This is a genomic window from Candidatus Bandiella woodruffii (genome assembly GCF_034359465.1).
Lineage (GTDB): Bacteria > Pseudomonadota > Alphaproteobacteria > Rickettsiales > Midichloriaceae > NDG2.
Genome location: NZ_CP110820.1, coordinates 817,911 through 835,168 on the forward strand (window position 1 = coordinate 817,911; position 17,258 = coordinate 835,168).

Annotated in this window: 23 protein-coding genes and 1 pseudogene; 7 read left to right on the forward strand and 17 right to left on the reverse strand. The window is 36.9% G+C overall.

What is annotated here, in order from left to right:
- Positions 1 to 161: 161 nt before the first annotated feature.
- From hemC to Bandiella_RS07560, 6 genes are all read right to left on the reverse strand, one after another.
- Complete coding sequence (hemC, locus tag Bandiella_RS05015) at positions 162 to 1,067, reverse strand: hydroxymethylbilane synthase (RefSeq protein WP_323732641.1); 906 nt, start codon at positions 1,065 to 1,067, stop codon at positions 162 to 164.
- Positions 1,068 to 1,071: 4 nt separating this feature from the next.
- Entirely contained in the window at positions 1,072 to 2,739 is a 1,668-nt protein-coding gene (locus Bandiella_RS05020) for a ribonuclease J (RefSeq protein WP_323732642.1), read from the reverse strand.
- 5 nt (positions 2,740 to 2,744) lie between these two features.
- Complete coding sequence (locus Bandiella_RS05025) at positions 2,745 to 3,788, reverse strand: rod shape-determining protein (protein ID WP_323732643.1); 1,044 nt, start codon at positions 3,786 to 3,788, stop codon at positions 2,745 to 2,747.
- Between the two features lie 268 nt (positions 3,789 to 4,056).
- The gene (locus Bandiella_RS05030) at positions 4,057 to 4,647 is read right to left on the reverse strand and encodes an MFS transporter (protein WP_323732644.1); all 591 of its coding nucleotides are present in this window, start codon (positions 4,645 to 4,647) and stop codon (positions 4,057 to 4,059) included.
- Positions 4,644 to 5,489 carry an MFS transporter gene (locus tag Bandiella_RS05035; RefSeq protein ID WP_323732645.1) on the reverse strand — a complete coding sequence of 282 codons (846 nt, stop codon included), beginning with the start codon at positions 5,487 to 5,489 and terminating at the stop codon, positions 4,644 to 4,646. The genes Bandiella_RS05030 and Bandiella_RS05035 overlap by 4 nt, the downstream gene beginning before the upstream one ends.
- A 140-nt stretch (positions 5,490 to 5,629) precedes the next feature.
- Positions 5,630 to 5,863, reverse strand: a complete 234-nt coding sequence (locus Bandiella_RS07560) for an IS1 family transposase (protein ID WP_407651279.1) — start codon at positions 5,861 to 5,863, stop codon at positions 5,630 to 5,632.
- 77 nt (positions 5,864 to 5,940) lie between these two features.
- Between Bandiella_RS07560 and Bandiella_RS05040 the strand changes: the two genes are divergently transcribed.
- Positions 5,941 to 6,704 (forward strand): IS5 family transposase gene (locus tag Bandiella_RS05040; RefSeq protein WP_458693264.1). Its coding sequence is split into 2 segments (ribosomal slippage): positions 5,941 to 6,301 and positions 6,301 to 6,704, totalling 765 coding nucleotides; the frame shifts between segments, so codons are not numbered across the junction.
- Positions 6,705 to 6,758: 54 nt separating this feature from the next.
- On the opposite strand, the gene Bandiella_RS05045 is transcribed toward Bandiella_RS05040, so the two are convergent.
- Positions 6,759 to 6,908 (reverse strand): hypothetical protein, encoded by a 150-nt coding sequence (locus Bandiella_RS05045; RefSeq protein WP_323732646.1) that lies wholly within the window; start codon positions 6,906 to 6,908, stop codon positions 6,759 to 6,761.
- An 81-nt stretch (positions 6,909 to 6,989) separates the two neighbouring features.
- Between Bandiella_RS05045 and Bandiella_RS05050 the strand changes: the two genes are divergently transcribed.
- A complete protein-coding gene (locus Bandiella_RS05050) occupies positions 6,990 to 7,142 on the forward strand; it encodes a transposase-like zinc-binding domain-containing protein (protein WP_407651239.1) in 153 nt (50 codons plus the stop codon).
- A gap of 167 nt (positions 7,143 to 7,309) precedes the next feature.
- On the opposite strand, the gene Bandiella_RS05055 is transcribed toward Bandiella_RS05050, so the two are convergent.
- From Bandiella_RS05055 to Bandiella_RS05065, 3 genes and pseudogenes are all read right to left on the reverse strand, one after another.
- Positions 7,310 to 7,660, reverse strand: a complete 351-nt coding sequence (locus tag Bandiella_RS05055) for a transposase (RefSeq protein WP_323732514.1) — start codon at positions 7,658 to 7,660, stop codon at positions 7,310 to 7,312.
- Between the two features lie 20 nt (positions 7,661 to 7,680).
- Positions 7,681 to 8,361 carry a transposase gene (locus Bandiella_RS05060; protein WP_323732647.1) on the reverse strand — a complete coding sequence of 227 codons (681 nt, stop codon included), beginning with the start codon at positions 8,359 to 8,361 and terminating at the stop codon, positions 7,681 to 7,683.
- Between the two features lie 57 nt (positions 8,362 to 8,418).
- Positions 8,419 to 9,005: pseudogene (locus Bandiella_RS05065) on the reverse strand (IS5 family transposase); the annotation flags it as partial.
- A 17-nt stretch (positions 9,006 to 9,022) separates the two neighbouring features.
- On the opposite strand from Bandiella_RS05065, the gene Bandiella_RS05070 reads away from it, so the two are divergent.
- Both Bandiella_RS05070 and Bandiella_RS05075 read left to right on the forward strand, forming a co-directional pair.
- A complete protein-coding gene (locus Bandiella_RS05070; protein ID WP_323732577.1) occupies positions 9,023 to 9,634 on the forward strand; it encodes a transposase in 612 nt (203 codons plus the stop codon).
- A 20-nt stretch (positions 9,635 to 9,654) separates the two neighbouring features.
- Positions 9,655 to 10,005, forward strand: coding sequence for a transposase (locus Bandiella_RS05075; RefSeq protein WP_323732514.1), 351 nt, complete (start codon positions 9,655 to 9,657; stop codon positions 10,003 to 10,005).
- A 160-nt stretch (positions 10,006 to 10,165) separates the two neighbouring features.
- Here Bandiella_RS05075 and Bandiella_RS05080 read toward each other — a convergent pair whose 3' ends face one another.
- Complete coding sequence (locus tag Bandiella_RS05080) at positions 10,166 to 10,288, reverse strand: hypothetical protein (protein WP_323732648.1); 123 nt, start codon at positions 10,286 to 10,288, stop codon at positions 10,166 to 10,168.
- 258 nt (positions 10,289 to 10,546) lie between these two features.
- Between Bandiella_RS05080 and Bandiella_RS05085 the strand changes: the two genes are divergently transcribed.
- Together Bandiella_RS05085 and Bandiella_RS05090 are read left to right on the forward strand one after the other, a co-directional pair.
- Positions 10,547 to 11,107, forward strand: coding sequence for a nucleotide exchange factor GrpE (locus Bandiella_RS05085; RefSeq protein ID WP_323732649.1), 561 nt, complete (start codon positions 10,547 to 10,549; stop codon positions 11,105 to 11,107).
- Positions 11,108 to 11,236: 129 nt separating this feature from the next.
- Positions 11,237 to 11,722, forward strand: coding sequence for an IS1 family transposase (locus tag Bandiella_RS05090; RefSeq protein WP_323732650.1), 486 nt, complete (start codon positions 11,237 to 11,239; stop codon positions 11,720 to 11,722).
- On the opposite strand, the gene Bandiella_RS07565 is transcribed toward Bandiella_RS05090, so the two are convergent.
- Complete coding sequence (locus Bandiella_RS07565) at positions 11,717 to 12,097, reverse strand: IS1 family transposase (RefSeq protein ID WP_407651267.1); 381 nt, start codon at positions 12,095 to 12,097, stop codon at positions 11,717 to 11,719. The genes Bandiella_RS05090 and Bandiella_RS07565 overlap by 6 nt on opposite strands.
- Positions 12,010 to 12,435: an IS1/IS1595 family N-terminal zinc-binding domain-containing protein gene (locus tag Bandiella_RS05095; protein ID WP_323732544.1), complete on the reverse strand. Its 426-nt coding sequence runs from the start codon at positions 12,433 to 12,435 to the stop codon at positions 12,010 to 12,012. The genes Bandiella_RS07565 and Bandiella_RS05095 overlap by 88 nt, the downstream gene beginning before the upstream one ends.
- On the opposite strand from Bandiella_RS05095, the gene Bandiella_RS05100 reads away from it, so the two are divergent.
- Positions 12,407 to 12,793 (forward strand): IS1 family transposase, encoded by a 387-nt coding sequence (locus tag Bandiella_RS05100; protein ID WP_323732651.1) that lies wholly within the window; start codon positions 12,407 to 12,409, stop codon positions 12,791 to 12,793. The genes Bandiella_RS05095 and Bandiella_RS05100 overlap by 29 nt on opposite strands.
- A gap of 185 nt (positions 12,794 to 12,978) precedes the next feature.
- Here Bandiella_RS05100 and pnp read toward each other — a convergent pair whose 3' ends face one another.
- From pnp to Bandiella_RS05120, 4 genes are read right to left on the reverse strand one after another with little or no spacing between them, the layout of a single operon-like run.
- Positions 12,979 to 15,261 carry a polyribonucleotide nucleotidyltransferase gene (gene pnp, locus Bandiella_RS05105; RefSeq protein ID WP_323732652.1) on the reverse strand — a complete coding sequence of 761 codons (2,283 nt, stop codon included), beginning with the start codon at positions 15,259 to 15,261 and terminating at the stop codon, positions 12,979 to 12,981.
- Positions 15,262 to 15,534, reverse strand: coding sequence for a 30S ribosomal protein S15 (gene rpsO, locus Bandiella_RS05110; protein ID WP_323732653.1), 273 nt, complete (start codon positions 15,532 to 15,534; stop codon positions 15,262 to 15,264).
- Between the two features lie 14 nt (positions 15,535 to 15,548).
- Entirely contained in the window at positions 15,549 to 16,424 is an 876-nt protein-coding gene (gene truB / locus Bandiella_RS05115) for a tRNA pseudouridine(55) synthase TruB (RefSeq protein ID WP_323732654.1), read from the reverse strand.
- A 27-nt stretch (positions 16,425 to 16,451) separates the two neighbouring features.
- Positions 16,452 to 17,177 carry a pseudouridine synthase gene (locus tag Bandiella_RS05120; protein WP_323732655.1) on the reverse strand — a complete coding sequence of 242 codons (726 nt, stop codon included), beginning with the start codon at positions 17,175 to 17,177 and terminating at the stop codon, positions 16,452 to 16,454.
- Between the last annotated feature and the right edge of the window lie 81 nt (positions 17,178 to 17,258).

Consider the following 17,258-nt stretch of genomic DNA (forward strand, 5'->3'; position numbering starts at 1 on the left):
TGAAATTTATAGACGACAGAGAACTTGGAAAAGAGCGAGGAATACGAGTGATGAGCATGAGGAGCGTACAAAAGTACGTGACGAAATGCGAAGTCCGAAGTATTTTGACGCCAATTTTTCAAGTTATCGGAGTATATATAGCTAAATCGAAATTCGGATGCTTATCTTGAACAATAGAGGGCACGTTCCTTACTCATACTGATTGCAGTTTCAAAAGCCAACTCTATTATTATACCAGCCTCCCCTTCTTTAACAGAGTATAATTGAGCCATACCATCTTCCATAAAATAACCAGCCTGCAGAATAATATCGTCGCCATGCATAGTACAATTTGCAGCAATCGGGGTTGAGCAATCGCCACCAAACCCCATAAGGAATGCTCTTTCTGCACCAATTAGTATCTGCGTTACTTCATCATTAATTGGGCTAAGCAATGCGTTTATCTTGGCATCACCTATTCTGTTTTGCACTCCAATGGCGCCCTGTGCAATAGCCGGAAGCATTTCTTGATGGCTGAAGTAATGGTTAATCTTATCATCCAGTCCTATCCTTTTTAGCCCAGCTGCCGCCAAAATAATCGCATCAACCTCGTCGTTTTCCAATTTCTTAAGTCTGGTCCCGACATTGCCCCTGAGCGACATCACTTTTAATTCTGGTCTTAAGGCAAGAATTTGCCCTTTTCTTCTGCATGAAGAAGTTCCAATAGTTGCCCCTTTAGGAAGGGTATAAAAACTCTGGTACTTGGATGATATAAATACGTCTCTGTCATCCTCACGCTTCAACACACAGCTGATTTCCAACGCATCATGAAATCTGGCAGGTACATCTTTCATAGAATGAACAGCAATATCGGCTTTATCATTCATCAAGGCTTGTTCAAGTTCCTTCAAAAACAAGCCTTTGCCACCAATTTTCGATAAAGATTGATCTAGTAAAATATCCCCTTGCGTTTTCATTTTTACCAACTGACACTCAACATTACTGTGAGCTTTTTGCAAAGCATTAGCAACTAACATAGCCTGCTGAACTGCAAGAGGACTCTCCCTAGTGGCTATCCTAACTAACATGCGTTTAAATAATAACGATATTGATGCAAATCAACGGACTCTTTTTAATAAGATTATGTACGTGTTTCTTCACAAAAGACTCAAGCGAACTTTTTATTTTGTTTGTATCAAGCGTGTTCAAAGATGAAAACACCTTTGCCAAATTCATCTTTATATCATCAAGTATCTCTTTGTCTTCAATGTCTTCAAACACTCCAGGAGCTGTGATGTTGGAATCGTGCAGACTTTTTTTCTTAGAATTGATAGTTAAGGTAATGAAAACTGCACCATTATCCCTTAAAATTCTTCTATTTTTGATAATCTGGTTTCCTGAATCCAAAATTAAGTTACCATCAATCGCATAATATCCCGATTCTACCTTGCCGATTTTTCTTGTATCTTGTTCATCAATAACAAGAACGTCACCATTCCTAATATTGACCGTGTTGAATACTCCAGCGCTGGCTGCCACATTGCAGTGCTCTCGTAAATGTATTGCCTCCCCATGAACTGGTATTGCAATTTTTGGCTTGATATACTTATACATCTTCATAACTTCAGGACGAGAAGGATGTCCTGAAACATGGACGAATTCATTTCTTTCACTCAATACATTAACGTTCATCTCAGCCAATTTATTAAATAATGCGTAAATTTTCTTTTCGTTTCCTGGGATAATTTTTGAGGAAAAAATAACCACATCGTTTTCAAGAAGTGAGATATGAGGGTGAGTTTTATTTGCAATTTTATTAGTCACAGCTAAAAGTTCGCCCTGGCAACCTGTACATATTACAAGCAACTCGTTACGTTTGAATTTTTTAATTTGTTTTTCATCGTATACCTCAATATCTTGCAAATAGCCCGACTCTTTCGCAGCTGCATACATTCTCCGCAATGAACGTCCTTGCAACACCACTTTTCTACCACTTTTCTTTGCTGCCACGCACATTGAATACAGACGCGCCACATTCGAAGCAAAGGTCGTGATAACAATAAGGTTACCAGTATACTTAGCAATTAACCTTTCCAAATTGCGTCCCACTTCTCCCTCTGAACCAGAAGGCTCTGTCTGGAATATGTTGGTAGAATCACCAACCATAGCTAGTATTCCACTTTCACCTATTTCCCTCAATCTCTCCTCGTTCGTAACTTCACCTATTACAGGCTCATCATCAAATTTCCAATCCCCCGTGTGGAATATCTTACCCTTTTCTGTTTTAATGACCAATCCGTTCATCTCTGGAACAGAATGGGTGATTGATATCATATTAATATTGAACTCACCAACTTGGAATGGCTTGTTTGGATGGGTTTCAACAATTTGCATTTTATTTAAAAAGCCATATTCCCTACATTTCGCTCTTACTATTTCAGCTGTAAATTTTGTAGCATAAATTGGGCATTTTATCTCAGACCACAGGTACGGCACAGCCCCTATATGATCCTCATGAGCATGAGTGAGTACAAGACCTTCTATGTTATTTTTGATTTCTTTAATAATGAAGTTAATATTTGGCACTATGATATCTATGCCTGGCAGATCTAATTCTGCAAATCCCAAACCTAAATCTACTATTAACCATCTTCCATTGTAATGATATAAATTTAAATTCATACCAATCTCACCAGAACCGCCTAATGGTAAAAATATGAGATCCTTTTTGTGATTCTTAAAGTTTATTTTTTTTTGCATTTAATTTAATCTTGTTGGAATAATACGTGTCTAAATCGTGAGAACTCTTCCAATACCTTGCCAGAGCCCATCACCACACAAGTAAGGGGATTATCCGCTTTTTTTACTTGCAGGCCTGTGGCATCACTAATCACGATGTCTAAATTTTTTAATAACGCTCCACCTCCAGTCAGGACGATACCATTTTCTGCGATATCTGATGATAATTCAGGGGGAGACTTTTCAAGGACTAATTTTATAGCATCAACAATCTGGACAATAGAATCTGTAATGCTCTCTGCTATAATTTTCTCAGATAATATAATTTCCCTTGGTATCCCACTAACTGCATCCCTACCTTTGACAGACACATGTTTTATATCATCGTCTGAAGCCATAAATAGCGCACTTCCTATTTCTTTTTTGATTTTTTCTGCCGTTGAATCACCAATATACAGGCTATAATTCTTTCTGATATAAGAAATTATATTTTCATCAATAATGTCACCACCAACTCTGATAGACTGGGCGCTCACTATACCACCCAAAGAAATTACACCAACCCCGGTTGTCCCACCACCAACATCAACAATCATAGAGCCAGTTGCTGATGTAACAGGTAACCCAGCACCTATAGCAGCAGCCATTGGTTCATATATCAGGTAAACTTCTCTCGCACCTGCACTTTCCACTGCATCCTGAATTGCCCTTCTTTCCACAGGAGTTGAACCATAAGGAACACAGACAATAACCCTTGGTCTCGCAAAAAAACTTCTTTTATGCACTGAATTGATAAAGTGTTTTATCATTTCTTCAGCACCTTTGAACTCCGCAATCACACCATCCTTAAGAGGCCTAATTGCTTTGATATCAGATGGCGTACGTCCCAACATCGCCTTTGCATCATTTCCAAAAGCATAAGGGGTAAGCGCCCCCTTATCTTGCAAAAAGGCAACAACTGAAGGCTCATTTAACACTATTCCTTGGTCCGGTACATATACCAACGTATTGGCCGTACCAAGATCTATTGCCATATCGGAAGAAAATAATCCCAAGAAGGATGTAAGCATTTTTTAATTATGTCCTAAAAACCGTTTGTCTTATTCTGACGTATTAGCTACGTAAAGTACAGTTTTTATTCTAAAAAACTATTTTTTGCAAACTAAATTACAAATTATACAAAAGTATTGTTAAAAAATAATTTATTAAATGTAGCTAAACCAATATAAAATGGTTACAATGGCCTTACCACCCATAAAGAAACAGCTAAAATAGCTGCATTTTTCCGCTAAATCATCAGCTTCTTTAATTTTTTCGTTTAACATTAAACAGCAAATTTTATACGCTGCGTAACTCTTTTTCTTCAGCGGATTCATTATTCCCAACTTCTTCCATCGATCTAGAGTCTAACATACTGCGCTCATTTGGATAGCTATAATACCTTCCTTTTTTTATTTCTAATTTCTTAACATAATTGACCGCCCAATTAAGAGCAACCACAAGTAATATATATATAACCCAAAGGGCATAAGAACCAAGATAATTAGTTAACGGAATTAAACTAAATGAAACAACAGTGTACCCCACAGCAGAAGCACACCCAAATGTGGTTGCTAAAACAGTAAAACGCTTAGTGATTGGTAAATGTTGGAAACATGCCATTTCTACTGCAAATACAGAGAAAGCTAAAAAGTACGTCATAAACTGTATGAATGATAAAACTACTGAACTCGTTCCTATATTTTCAATGCATAATGGCAGAAATGGAAGAAAGACACAAAAAATCATAATACACCTATTGATTATTTGCAGCGGATGATATTTCTTAAAAAGAAACATAAACACAAAAATCCCTATCATCGCCAGTACGGAAAATTTTAAGTTTTGTGCAGACACCTGATCAGCGCTCATGCCAAGTGATTTACTCATGAAATCGCCCATATATATGTGGTAAAAAAACACGTAGGTGTGACTAGACGAATTAAAAAATACGCCATAACAGCTTTTTTATCCACCTTCTGTTTAACAGCAGAAACTTTTTTCACAACCGCTAGATTAATGTTACTGGCTTCCATCTTAATTTTTAGTCGGCGTTGATATTCAATAAATTCAGGAGTTTCTCTCAACCTTGTCCTAGCAGCGATACCAATTATCGCTATAATGGCACCGATCCAAAAGGCAATACGCCAATCAAAATAACCAGAAGTAACTAATAAAGTGACAGATAAGGCAACCAAAGTTCCAATCGTACTGCTAATTTCGATCATTCCACTTGTTATGTAGTTATACGGACGTTTCAAGCTTTCTGCCAGGTATATCATAGCTCCCAATCCCTCACCTAAGGTTGATATGCCTTGTAGTGCCCTGCATAAAATGACCACGACAGTCGCTGTTATACCTATTTCAGCATACGTTCCAATTATTGCCATAGTAACACAAGTAGCAGCCATTAGAGTGGTTGTTAGCATTATCGTTACCTTTCTGCCAAACTGGTCACCAATCCATCCTATGATAAAACCACCAAGAGGCCTTAAAAGAAAAGTGGAACAAAAAGTAAAAGTGGTTAGTAGTTGAGTTGCCGCCGGATTATCCTGTGGAAAGAACAGCTCGTTTAAAAGAACTGCCATATGAATGTACAACATCAAATCAAAATACTCAAGGAATGTGCCAATCGAAAGGAGTGCCACAGCTTCTTTCTGATTCTTAGTAAGCCCTTTTGAATTATTAATCATGTTTTTCTTCCTATATCGTGTTAAAAGAAAGTCTTTCAACGCTTCATATTATGCCACCCCAAACAGTGAACACAACACACCCTAATTTCTCAATAATACTTCACATTTGCTTTCGCGTATGAATATACACAGGTTTGGTACAAATTCAACCCCTATTCTTACTGTTTCTTTGGGAGTGTTCATAAATAGATAGAAAGAGCTAAAGCTTTGTTAAAAAATAAAACAAGGGATAATCTTAGCATTTCAGAACACTTGCTAAAGCGTTTAGTCTTGCGATTTAATCTAGCAAGCATATCCCTTAAGGAGGAATTGAAGCTCTCAACCAAACAAGTTTCAGACTTTGTCTGCAGATGTATTTGAGCAATTTTATAATGACAATAGACCTCATACCCATCTGTACACATATAACGAATTTGGTATTTTTCTCCTAGATAATGTCGTCATGAGATTTGTGGTATAATATGAAAGAAAAGATAAATCAGGAGTAAAAATGGATTTAGGGCTACATAGGCATGATATAACAGATAATATGTGGGATTTGATAAAGGATCATTTACCAGGAAGGGAAGGTACGTGGGGAGGTTTGGCACATAATAACAGAAGATTCATTAACGCAGTATTTTGGATATTAAGAACAGGTTCTCCCTGGAGAGATTTGCCTTCAGAATATGGAGGATGGAAAAATACACATAAAAGATTTTGCAGATGGAGAGACAAAAGGATATGGGAGGCTTTATTGGAGATATTTGTGAAAGAACCTGATATGGAATGGTTAATGATAGACGCAAGTCATAGTAAAGTGCATCCACATGCTTCAGGTGCAAAAGGCGGCAATCAAGATATGAGTCGTACAAAAGGGGGCTCAATACAAAGATTCACCTTGCCGTGGATTCACATGGTATGCCACTCAAAGTTATTGTCACAAAAGGCTCAGAAGCTGATTGCAAGCAGGCTGTTAATCTTATTGAAGAGATGAAAGCTGAGTACTTACTAGCCGACAGAGGGTACGATGTTAATTACATAATTGACCATGCCCAAGAATTGGGCATGAGAGTTGTTATTCCTCCTAAAAAGAACAGAATCACCCAGAGAAAATACAATAAAGATTTATATAAAATAAGGCATATTGTAGAAAACACCTTTCTTCATCTTAAAAGATGGAGGGGAATTGCAACCAGATATGCTAAAAATTCAGCTTCTTTCCTTGCCGCAATTCAGATTAGATGTTTATCTCTTTGGCTTAAAATCTCATGACGACATTATCTAGCTCACGAGCTAAATCTACGTAATTTTCTTTATCACCTGAACCTACTTTAAACGCAACAGTTTTGAATCTGTCCCTATCGACAGCAGTCCATATTCTTGTTTTATTCTCTTTTTTTTGACGTATGTATATAGCTCATCCATCTCTAATATCTCTATACGCCTCTTATCTCCCTCTATCTTTTGATTCGTCACCATCTCATCTACTACTTTCCCTGCTTGTTTGATCCAATAAAATACTTGGGAGTGTTGCCATAAGATAGATAAGATGCTAAAATGAATATAGCGAGCAACAAAGAAAATAGAAATATGAATACAGAGTGTAAAAAATGCAGTAGCAGTAAATACGTTAAGAATGGTAATATTAGGGGTATGCAAAGGTATAAATGCAAAGAGTGTGGATGTAATTTTACAAACAGGGAGCGTTGAAAGATAAAATAAGGATAAATGTGATGGTTTGATTTAAGGAAGTTTGGACCATGGTCTAAAAAAATTAACAAAAAACTGGTTTCCCCAAGAATTCAAAAGATTTCTTTGAGGTGGGATATGGTAATTTTTAGCTTTTTATTGATTCTGCGAAGCGTGATTTTATGAGCTTAGGCAGTAAGAACCGTTAAACGTTTTAAATTAAAGCAGATAGCATTCATAAATTCAGCAAACTGATTTTTGGCAATTCCTATGTATCGCAATCGTTTATTATCTTGAGAAAACACCCTCTCAAACGGAGCCCTTATGGAAGTATAGTATCGATCAAGGTCAAAATTCTTTTGCTTCATATTGTTTTTCTTGATGGCGCAAAAATGAATACCTCTGCTTTTAGCTGCATTCTTTGCTGGTGCAACACAATACCCTTTGTCAGCATAAACTGCTCCACTATTTGGTAAAACATGCGCAACTCCCTTTGCATCGGTAACATTAGCAGGCGTTATAGCAACCTTGTTGATCATTCCGGATTGAATATCTACGCTTACATGTTTTTCTTATAGCCATACCAAAATTTACTACCACCCTTGCACCCTATTTTGGCTTGTTTATCATGTGCGACTTTAGGCAAGACTTCGTTGTTAAGTTTTTCATATTTTTGTTTTCTGGCTTCATCCCGCTCTTCCCATAAATTAGCTTTGGAGATCAAGTGACTTGCATCAACAAAAGTAAATACCTCGCTCATATATCCTTGAGATTTTAGTTGATCTCTAAAAATGGCAAAGATTTTTGATAACAAATTTGTTCCTATCTTTGAGCGGATTCTACTAAAAACGCTATAATCAGGTGTGGCTTCGGTTAAATCAAAATCACAAAACCACTTGGCTGCAACACTGTCACTCAAATATCTTTCTAGTTCACGATCTGACAAATCTTCCATAAACTGTAACAACAAGCATTTAAATAAACGTAAAACACCATATCCCTTATAATTAGCAGGAGATTCAATTCCCTTCAGCTCTTGCTCTACTGCCCCAAAATTAAACAGCTCCTTAAATTTGCGATATTGATGCTCACTACCAACCAATTGATCCAAACATACCATTATTATTTGATGCGCTGATGACATTTTTCTCTTCTTTATTCTGTAATCCACTCCACTATACCTTTCTTTATTCCATCTTGCAACACTCCCATTACTTATAATCGTGTTAACTATGTGCATTGGATGTTCTGGAAAAGGACAAAGTACGTATGGAACAAAACAAACTAGATAATGTCGTCATGAGATTTTAAGCCAAAGAGATAAACATCTAATCTGAATTGCGGCAAGGAAAGAAGCTGAATTTTTAGCATATCTGGTTGCAATTCCCCTCCATCTTTTAAGATGAAGAAAGGTGTTTTCTACAATATGCCTTATTTTATATAAATCTTTATTGTATTTTCTCTGGGTGATTCTGTTCTTTTTAGGAGGAATAACAACTCTCATGCCCAATTCTTGGGCATGGTCAATTATGTAATTAACATCGTACCCTCTGTCGGCTAGTAAGTACTCAGCTTTCATCTCTTCAATAAGATTAACAGCCTGCTTGCAATCAGCTTCTGAGCCTTTTGTGACAATAACTTTGAGTGGCATACCATGTGAATCCAAGGCAAGGTGAATCTTTGTATTGAGCCCCCTTTTGTACGACTCATATCTTGATTGCCGCCTTTTGCACCTGAAGCATGTGGATGCACTTTACTATGACTTGCGTCTATCATTAACCATTCCATATCAGGTTCTTTCACAAATATCTCCAATAAAGCCTCCCATATCCTTTTGTCTCTCCATCTGCAAAATCTTTTTTGGGAGTGTTGCAAGATGGAATAAAGAAAGGTATAGTGGAGTGGATTACAGAATAAAGAAGAGAAAAATGTCATCAGCGCATCAAATAATAATGGTATGTTTGGATCAATTGGTTGGTAGTGAGCATCAATATCGCAAATTTAAGGAGCTGTTTAATTTTGGGGCAGCAGAGCAAGAGCTGAAGGGAATTGAATCTCCTGCTAATTATAAGGGATATGGTGTTTTACGTTTATTTAAATGCTTGTTGTTACAGTTTATGGAAGATTTGTCAGATCGTGAACTAGAAAGATATTTGAGTGACAGTGTTGCAGCCAAGTGGTTTTGTGATTTTGATTTAACCGAAGCCACACCTGATTATAGCGTTTTTAGTAGAATCCGCTCAAAGATAGGAACAAATTTGTTATCAAAAATCTTTGCCATTTTTAGAGATCAACTAAAATCTCAAGGATATATGAGCGAGGTATTTACTTTTGTTGATGCAAGTCACTTGATCTCCAAAGCTAATTTATGGGAAGAGCGGGATGAAGCCAGAAAACAAAAATATGAAAAACTTAACAACGAAGTCTTGCCTAAAGTCGCACATGATAAACAAGCCAAAATAGGGTGCAAGGGTGGTAGTAAATTTTGGTATGGCTATAAGAAAAACATGTAAGCGTAGATATTCAATCCGGAATGATCAACAAGGTTGCTATAACGCCTGCTAATGTTACCGATGCAAAGGGAGTTGCGCATGTTTTACCAAATAGTGGAGCAGTTTATGCTGACAAAGGGTATTGTGTTGCACCAGCAAAGAATGCAGCTAAAAGCAGAGGTATTCATTTTTGCGCCATCAAGAAAAACAATATGAAGCAAAAGAATTTTGACCTTGATCGATACTATACTTCCATAAGGGCTCCGTTTGAGAGGGTGTTTTCTCAAGATAATAAACGATTGCGATACATAGGAATTGCCAAAAATCAGTTTGCTGAATTTATGAATGCTATCTGCTTTAATTTAAAACGTTTAACGGTTCTTACTGCCTAAGCTCATAAAATCACGCTTCGCAGAATCAATAAAAAGCTAAAAATTACCATATCCCACCTCAAAGAAATCTTTTGAATTCTTGGGGAAACCAGTTTTTTGTTAATTTTTTTAGACCATGGTCCAAACTTCCTTAAATCAAACCATCACATTTATCCTTATTTTATCTTTCAACGCTCCCATAATGTGCCAAACCTCCCCACGTACCTTCCCTTCCTGGCAAATGATCCTTTATCAAATCCCACATATTATCTGTTATATCATGCCTATGTAGCCCTAAATCCATTTTTACTCCTGATTTATCTTTTCTTTCATATTATACCACAAATCTCATGACGACACTATCTAAGAAACTAAAATAATTATTAAGAGTGGATGCAAAACTGAATAAATAACGCTTTATGTTAGTGGCTAGTCAACTTTTGAACTTACCTATCGTCTTCTCATTTGCCAATCTTTAATTTGACTTGAGGTATATTATGCTTGAAAAAATAACGTGATGTGCCTAAATAAGTGATACAGATTAATATGTAATGAAATAAGTATGGACCAAGACAACAAGCAGCAAAATGAACAAAATAAGCCAGCTCAAGAAGAAGTACAAGAAAACAAAGTAGAAGACAACGCTACGTTGAAGCATTGCCAAGAGTATGAGGAGGAAACAAAGAAGTTGAAGGATGCGCTAATCAGGGAGAAGGCAGAGAACGAAAATTTAAGAAAAAGGTTCAAAAGAGAGCTGGAAGAAGCCCATAAATTTGGTATCGCAAACTTTGTGAAATCCATTATAGAACAATTTGAGAATTTGTTCAGAGCTTTAGAAAATGTGGATAGAGAATCATGCAAATCCCATAAAGAATTCAATACCTTATTTGAGGGTGTGGAGATGAGTAAGAATAATCTACTCAAGAGCTTTCAAGAATTCGATATCAACAGGATATATCCATTGAATGAGCAGTTTGATCATAACTTTCATCAAGCAATATCGCAGGTTACAGACGAACATAAAGAGCCAAATATCATAGTAAACGTGGTTCAGGCTGGTTATACGATAAAGGACAAACTGTTGAGGCCAGCGATAGTAATTGTGTCGAAAAAAGAAGGCTAAAGAATTTCAAAACCGCAAATGGCAAGCTTTGCACTTGCGTGCGATCCCCCAGGCTTGCCATTTTACTCTTCTTATTTAAAGGTGGTTAGAATTTTGGGAGTGTTGCCATAAGATAGATAAGATGCTAAAATGAATATAGCGAGCAACAAAGAAAATAGAGATATGAATACAGAGTGTAAAAAATGCAGTAGCAGTAAATACGTTAAGAATGGTAATATTAGGGGTATGCAAAGGTATAAATGCAAAGAGTGTGGATGTAATTTTACAAACACTAAATTAAGAGGCTGTTCGCCAGAGATGAAGGCTCTGGCAGTGTTATTGTACAGCATGGAAAAAAGTAGCTTTAGATGGCTAGGGAAATTATTTAAAGTAGCTCATACTAGCGTATATAAGTGGATAATACTGTATGCTAAAAAGATACCAAGACCAACAGTGCCGGAAGAATTGAGAGAAGTTGAAATAGATGAGATGTGGCATTTTGTAGATTCAAAAAAAAACAAATTATGGATATGGAAAGCCTATAGTAGGGAGCTCAAGAGAGTTGTTGCCTGGGTGGTTGGTAAGCGTAACGTTACAACCTTTAGAAAATTGTGGAAAATCAGGGAGTGTTCATAAATAGATAGAAAGAGCTAAAGCTTTGTTAAAAAATAAAACAAGGGATAATCTTAGCATTTCAGAACACTTGCTAAAGCGTTTAGTCTTGCGATTTAATCTAGCAAGCATATCCCTTAAGGAGGAATTGAAGCTCTCAACCAAACAAGTTTCAGACTTTGTCTGCAGATGTATTTGAGCAATTTTATAATGACAATAGACCTCATACCCATCTGTACACATATAACGAATTTGGTATTTTTCTCCTAGCTCACGAGCTAAATCTACGTAATTTTCTTTATCACCTGAACCTACTTTAAACGCAACAGTTTTGAATCTGTCCCTATCGACAGCAGTCCATATTCTTGTTTTATTCTCTTTTTTTTGACGTATGTATATAGCTCATCCATCTCTAATATCTCTATACGCTTCTTATCTCCCTCTATCTTTTGATTCGTCACCATCTCATCTACTACTTTCCCTGCTTGTTTGATCCAATAAAATACTGTACTTAACGGGATATTTAATATGTGAGCTATCCTCCTAATTCCGCAGTTATTTAGATACATCTTTATCACCATGCTCCTCTCTTTATTACCATATTTCCAATTCTTCCTACCATCTCCTTCTGTAAAGTTTTTATTACAACTCTTACATTTGTATCTCTGCTTTTTCCTTGCATATCCATTTTTTGATACCTCTTTCCCTTTGCAATATTTACATTCTATTTTCTCCATTTTTCCCTTTCTTTTTTTTCCTTCCCTCTCCTTATATCACATTCTTTTCTTCTTTCCTATCCTTTTTAAAACACTCCCAATCATAAGTAGAGATAATTGCAGTTATTACACAGACGATTGGTCTGTTTATTCAGAGGTTATACCTCGCCATCAACATGTTGTTGGCAAACAACATACACTCTCAATTGAGTCCAATAACTCAAACACAAGGCACAGAATTGCAAGAATGACCAGAAAAACAAAGGTAGTTTCAAAATCTGAAGAAGTTGTCGATCTTACGATTAAGCTCTGGCTACATTTTGAGGATAACAATAATTTCCTAAGTGAGCAGGGCAATTTTATATCTATCTTTGGCTAACACTCTGAGAATTTTAAGGATTTTGTATTGGCATTTACCATCAAATTCATAAGGTTTTTCCACTGAAATTACCATTTTCTTATGGATATAATCAGATTTTTATCTGCTTATTCCCTCGTTTCGCCATACTTCTATGACTCTTGATAGAGGGGCCAGGTACGCGGATTAGAGGTTTTAACAATCTTTTAAAAGTCCTCTAAAATTTTCCGTATAAAGCTTTTTTCAGAACTAGGTTCCTTCTCTAAGTCGCCTTTTTTCTCAGGGCTTGGAGCGGGTACTTCTTTGCTTTTCATTTCAGGGTTAACCTTTTTGTCTTCCTTTTCTGCCGTATGTTTTTTCGTAGGTCCTTCCAGCAACTTTTTCCAAGCGGCCTTGTTGATAAGTTCATCGCTTTGTTTGACATCCTTCATTGTAAGCTTAAACTTTCCTCTATTGTCGACGCCTAGATATTTTACGTTGACAAATTCACCTTCAGATAAAACATTTTCTAATGTATCTATTTTTCTGTCTAAAATCTCGCTTATATGAACAAGCCCCTCTGCACTACCCAAAAACCTTGCAAAAATACCAAACGGCATAATTTTTACAACCGTTGCTGTATAGACCTCACCTCTTTCTGGTTCTGCTACTATGTCGGTGATCATTTTTTTTGCAATAATTAAAGATGCCTCATCCTTAGCAAAAACAGATACTTTGCCATCATCCTCTATATCAACCTTTGCTCCACTTTTTTCGCAGATATCTTTTATAATTTTCCCGCCTGGTCCGATGATTGCCCCTATTTTTTCCTTATTTATGTTAATTGATACAATCCTAGGAGCAGATGAGCTCAAGTTGGCATTTGGCTGTGAAATCACTTTTAACATCTTGCCCATTATGTGATCACAACCCTTTCTTGCCTGGGCAACTGCTTGCTTCATAATCTCTATGGTGATCCCACGTACTTTTATGTCCATTTGTAGTGCTGTAACACCATTTTTTGTGCATGCCACTTTGAAATCCATATCACCAAGAGCATCTTCATCTCCTAATATATCCGACAGAATTGCAAACCTATCCTGTTCTAAAATTAATCCCATAGCAATCCCTGCTACAGGTGTTTTAATTGGCACTCCTGTGTCCATTAAAGACAGTACGGAAGCGCAAACAGTTGCCATTGAGGACGAGCCATTGGATTCCGTAATCTCGTTCACTATACGTATTGTATAGGGGAAAGCGTCGATGTTAGGAAGTATGGATAATATGGCTTTGTGGGCTAACTTACCATGGCCTATTTCTCTTCTGCCTGGTGGTCTCAACATTCCAACTTCCCCCACAGAGTAAGGTGGAAAGTTGTAATGCAGCAAAAATCTGTCAGAAGAGACACCAGTTATATCATCCCTTAACTGAGAGTCTTGCATGCTGCCTAAAGTCACTACGGCTAATGCTTGTGTTTCTCCTCTTGTAAATAACGCAGAACCATGTGGTTGTGGTAACAAACCAACTTCACATTCTATGTTTCTGATATCTTCTAGGTTTCTGCCATCAATCCTGACATTTTGATCCAAAATTTTAGTTCTAACCACCTCTTTTTGAAGCTTTTTAAATGCCATGTCAAAAACATTTTGCTCAAAATTTTCATTTTGTGCATGCTTTTGAAGGGCCGTTTCATAGATACCTTTTAGTTGTTCATTCCTCTCTTTTTTATTGACTATTTTATATACGTCTTTTACATCATTTTGAAATTCTTGCTTCAAGACTTCATAAACGTTAGAGATGCTGAACTTAACGTAATCATATTTACTTTTTCCTGCAACAGATGCGAAATCGTTGATCAAATCAATGATTGGCTGAATATTATTATGTCCGAATTCTATAGCCGAGATTAGCTTTTCCTCACTAATTTCTTTTGCTGATGACTCAATCATTAAGACAGAATCCTTTGTTCCTGCAATCACTAAATCCAGATCAGATTTCTCTAAATCTAGTGAGGATGGGTTAATAGTAAACTCTCCATCTACTATGCCAACCTTAATTGCTGCTAACGCATTAGTGAACGGCACTTCTGAGATTTGTAGTGCAGCAGCTGTTCCTATTATTGCAAGTACATCAGTTGGCGCATTATCATCATAGGACAGCACCTTACATATCACATTGACTTCGTGGAAAAAATCCTCGGGAAACAAAGGTCTGATCGGCCTGTCTATGAGCCTTGAAATTAAAACTTCTCTATCAGACGGCTTCCCTTCTCTCTTCATGAATCCACCAGGTAATTTGCCAGCGGCGTAATACTTTTCTAAATAGTGAACGGTGAGAGGAAAGAAATCAATCCCTTCCTTTATTTTCTTGTTATAAGTAACGGTGCAAAGGACAACGCTGCTCCCCATCCGTACCATTACTGCGGCGTCAGCTTGTCTTGCGATTTTGCCTGTTTCTAACTCTATCCTTTTGCCACCCCATTCTATGGATTTGCTCACTATGTTAAACATCTATATTCCTTTTAATTGTAGTTCCTGTATTAATTTCTCGTATCTAGCGTGATCTGTTCTTTTTAAGTAAGTTAATAGCCTTTTGCGCTTTACTACGAAAGCCAGAAGACCTCTCTTTGCTTGATAATCCTTCTTGTTTGCTTTTAAGTGCTCAGTCAAGTTTTTGATATGGTGAGTAAACAAAGCGCACTGTACTTCTGAAGAACCTGTGTCATTGTCTCCCCGTCCAAACTTAGTAATAAGCTCATTTTGTAGTTCTTTAGTAATCGACATCTATATTCCTCCTTTTAAAAAGTTTTTATTGGTTTTAAGTAACCGTCTAAGAAAGTACAAAGAGCGATAAGTACGCCATCACTTTTTGCTGCTACCGTAGAGTTACTTTTAAACGAATCTAAGCAGACGATAGTTTGACCATTTTTTAATTTACTAACGCAAGCTTGCTCTGAATTATAAACAGGGATGTCGTCTAGCACATAATCCAGAGGCAAAATTCTTGACGATAGATAATCATAAAATTCACTTGGATGCAAGAAATCTTTTTCTTTTTCGCTGCTAACCATCTCTTTGTTTTGAAATATGCCGCTTAGATTTCTCCTTAGTGTTGTCACATGAGCCAATGTACCTAAAGATTCAGCCAAATCTCTTGCAAGCGACCTAATATAAAATCCTTTACCACAGACCACATGAAAAGAAGTTTCGTTTTTATTATGCGCTAGAACAGAGAATTTTTTGAGCGTAACTAATTTTGGTTTTAAAGAGATATCATCACCATTTCTTGCGTAATCATAAGCTCTTCTTCCATTGACTTTAACTGCTGAAAAGATTGGTGGGACTTGTTCTATTTTGCCAATGAAGTCATTTAACTTCTCCTCTATATCCTTTTGTGTTGGGATGTGGCTGCAAGTTTCTTTAACATCCCCCGTCAAATCATCGCTATCTGTTGAAATCCCCCATTTTACCCTAAAAGTATAGTCTTTTTCGAGTGCCATAGCATACTCGACCAGTCTGGTTGCTTTCCCAACTGCCATTAGAAGAAAGCCAGATGCGAAAGGGTCAAGGGTTCCGCAATGACCCACTTTGGTATTTAATATTCTTTTGAAACGGTTGATGGTTTGAAAAGATGATAGGTTTGTGGGTTTGTCTATTAAAAGCCATCCATCCATATTAATTGCGCCCCTAAAATATGTCGTCTATAGATTTAATTTACAGGAGGTATACTCGTTGAATTCTTGATTGTCAATTTCTATCAGATCCCTTTCTTTCATACTTCCTATGGAAAACTTACCATATGACGTTCTAATCAGCCTTGTTACCTGTAGGTCAAAACGTTCAAAAACACGTCTTATCTCCCTATTTTTGCCCTCGCTTAGAGTAACTTTATACCAGGCTTTTGTGTTATGTTGTTTTGTGATTTCTATGAAAATTGGGGCATACTTTATACTGTCTATTGTGACACCTGCAGCTAACGCTTCTGGCATTTTTGTTGGCATCTTGCCATGAGCTTTGCATAAGTAGACCCTTTCTATCTTTGTTGATGGCAATTCTAAGGTTCGGGCTAAATTACCACTGTTAGTAAGTAGTATCAGTCCCTCTGTATTGTAATCCAGTCGTCCAACAGAAATTACACGTCCTATGCTTGATGGCAATATTTCGAATAAAGTTGTTCTTTTTAATGGATCTTTATGGCTTGTTATCACGCCCTTTGGCTTGAAGTACTTCCATAGCTTGACGTTAATGTTTTTTGATAAAACTTTCCCAGCTACCGATATTTCATCCTCATCTTTGACAAAGAAAACAGGAGTGTTGATGGTAACGCCATTGACTTTAACCAGTCCGTGGGCGATAAGTTTCTCTGCTTCTCTCCTTGAGGATGCGCCGCAGGCTGACAAGGCTTTAGATATTCTGATTAATGACATGTTGGATTTTAATAATAAGAAACATGAGAATATTGAGACAAAAAACTTACACCTTAATACAACACTCTTCAACATAATGCC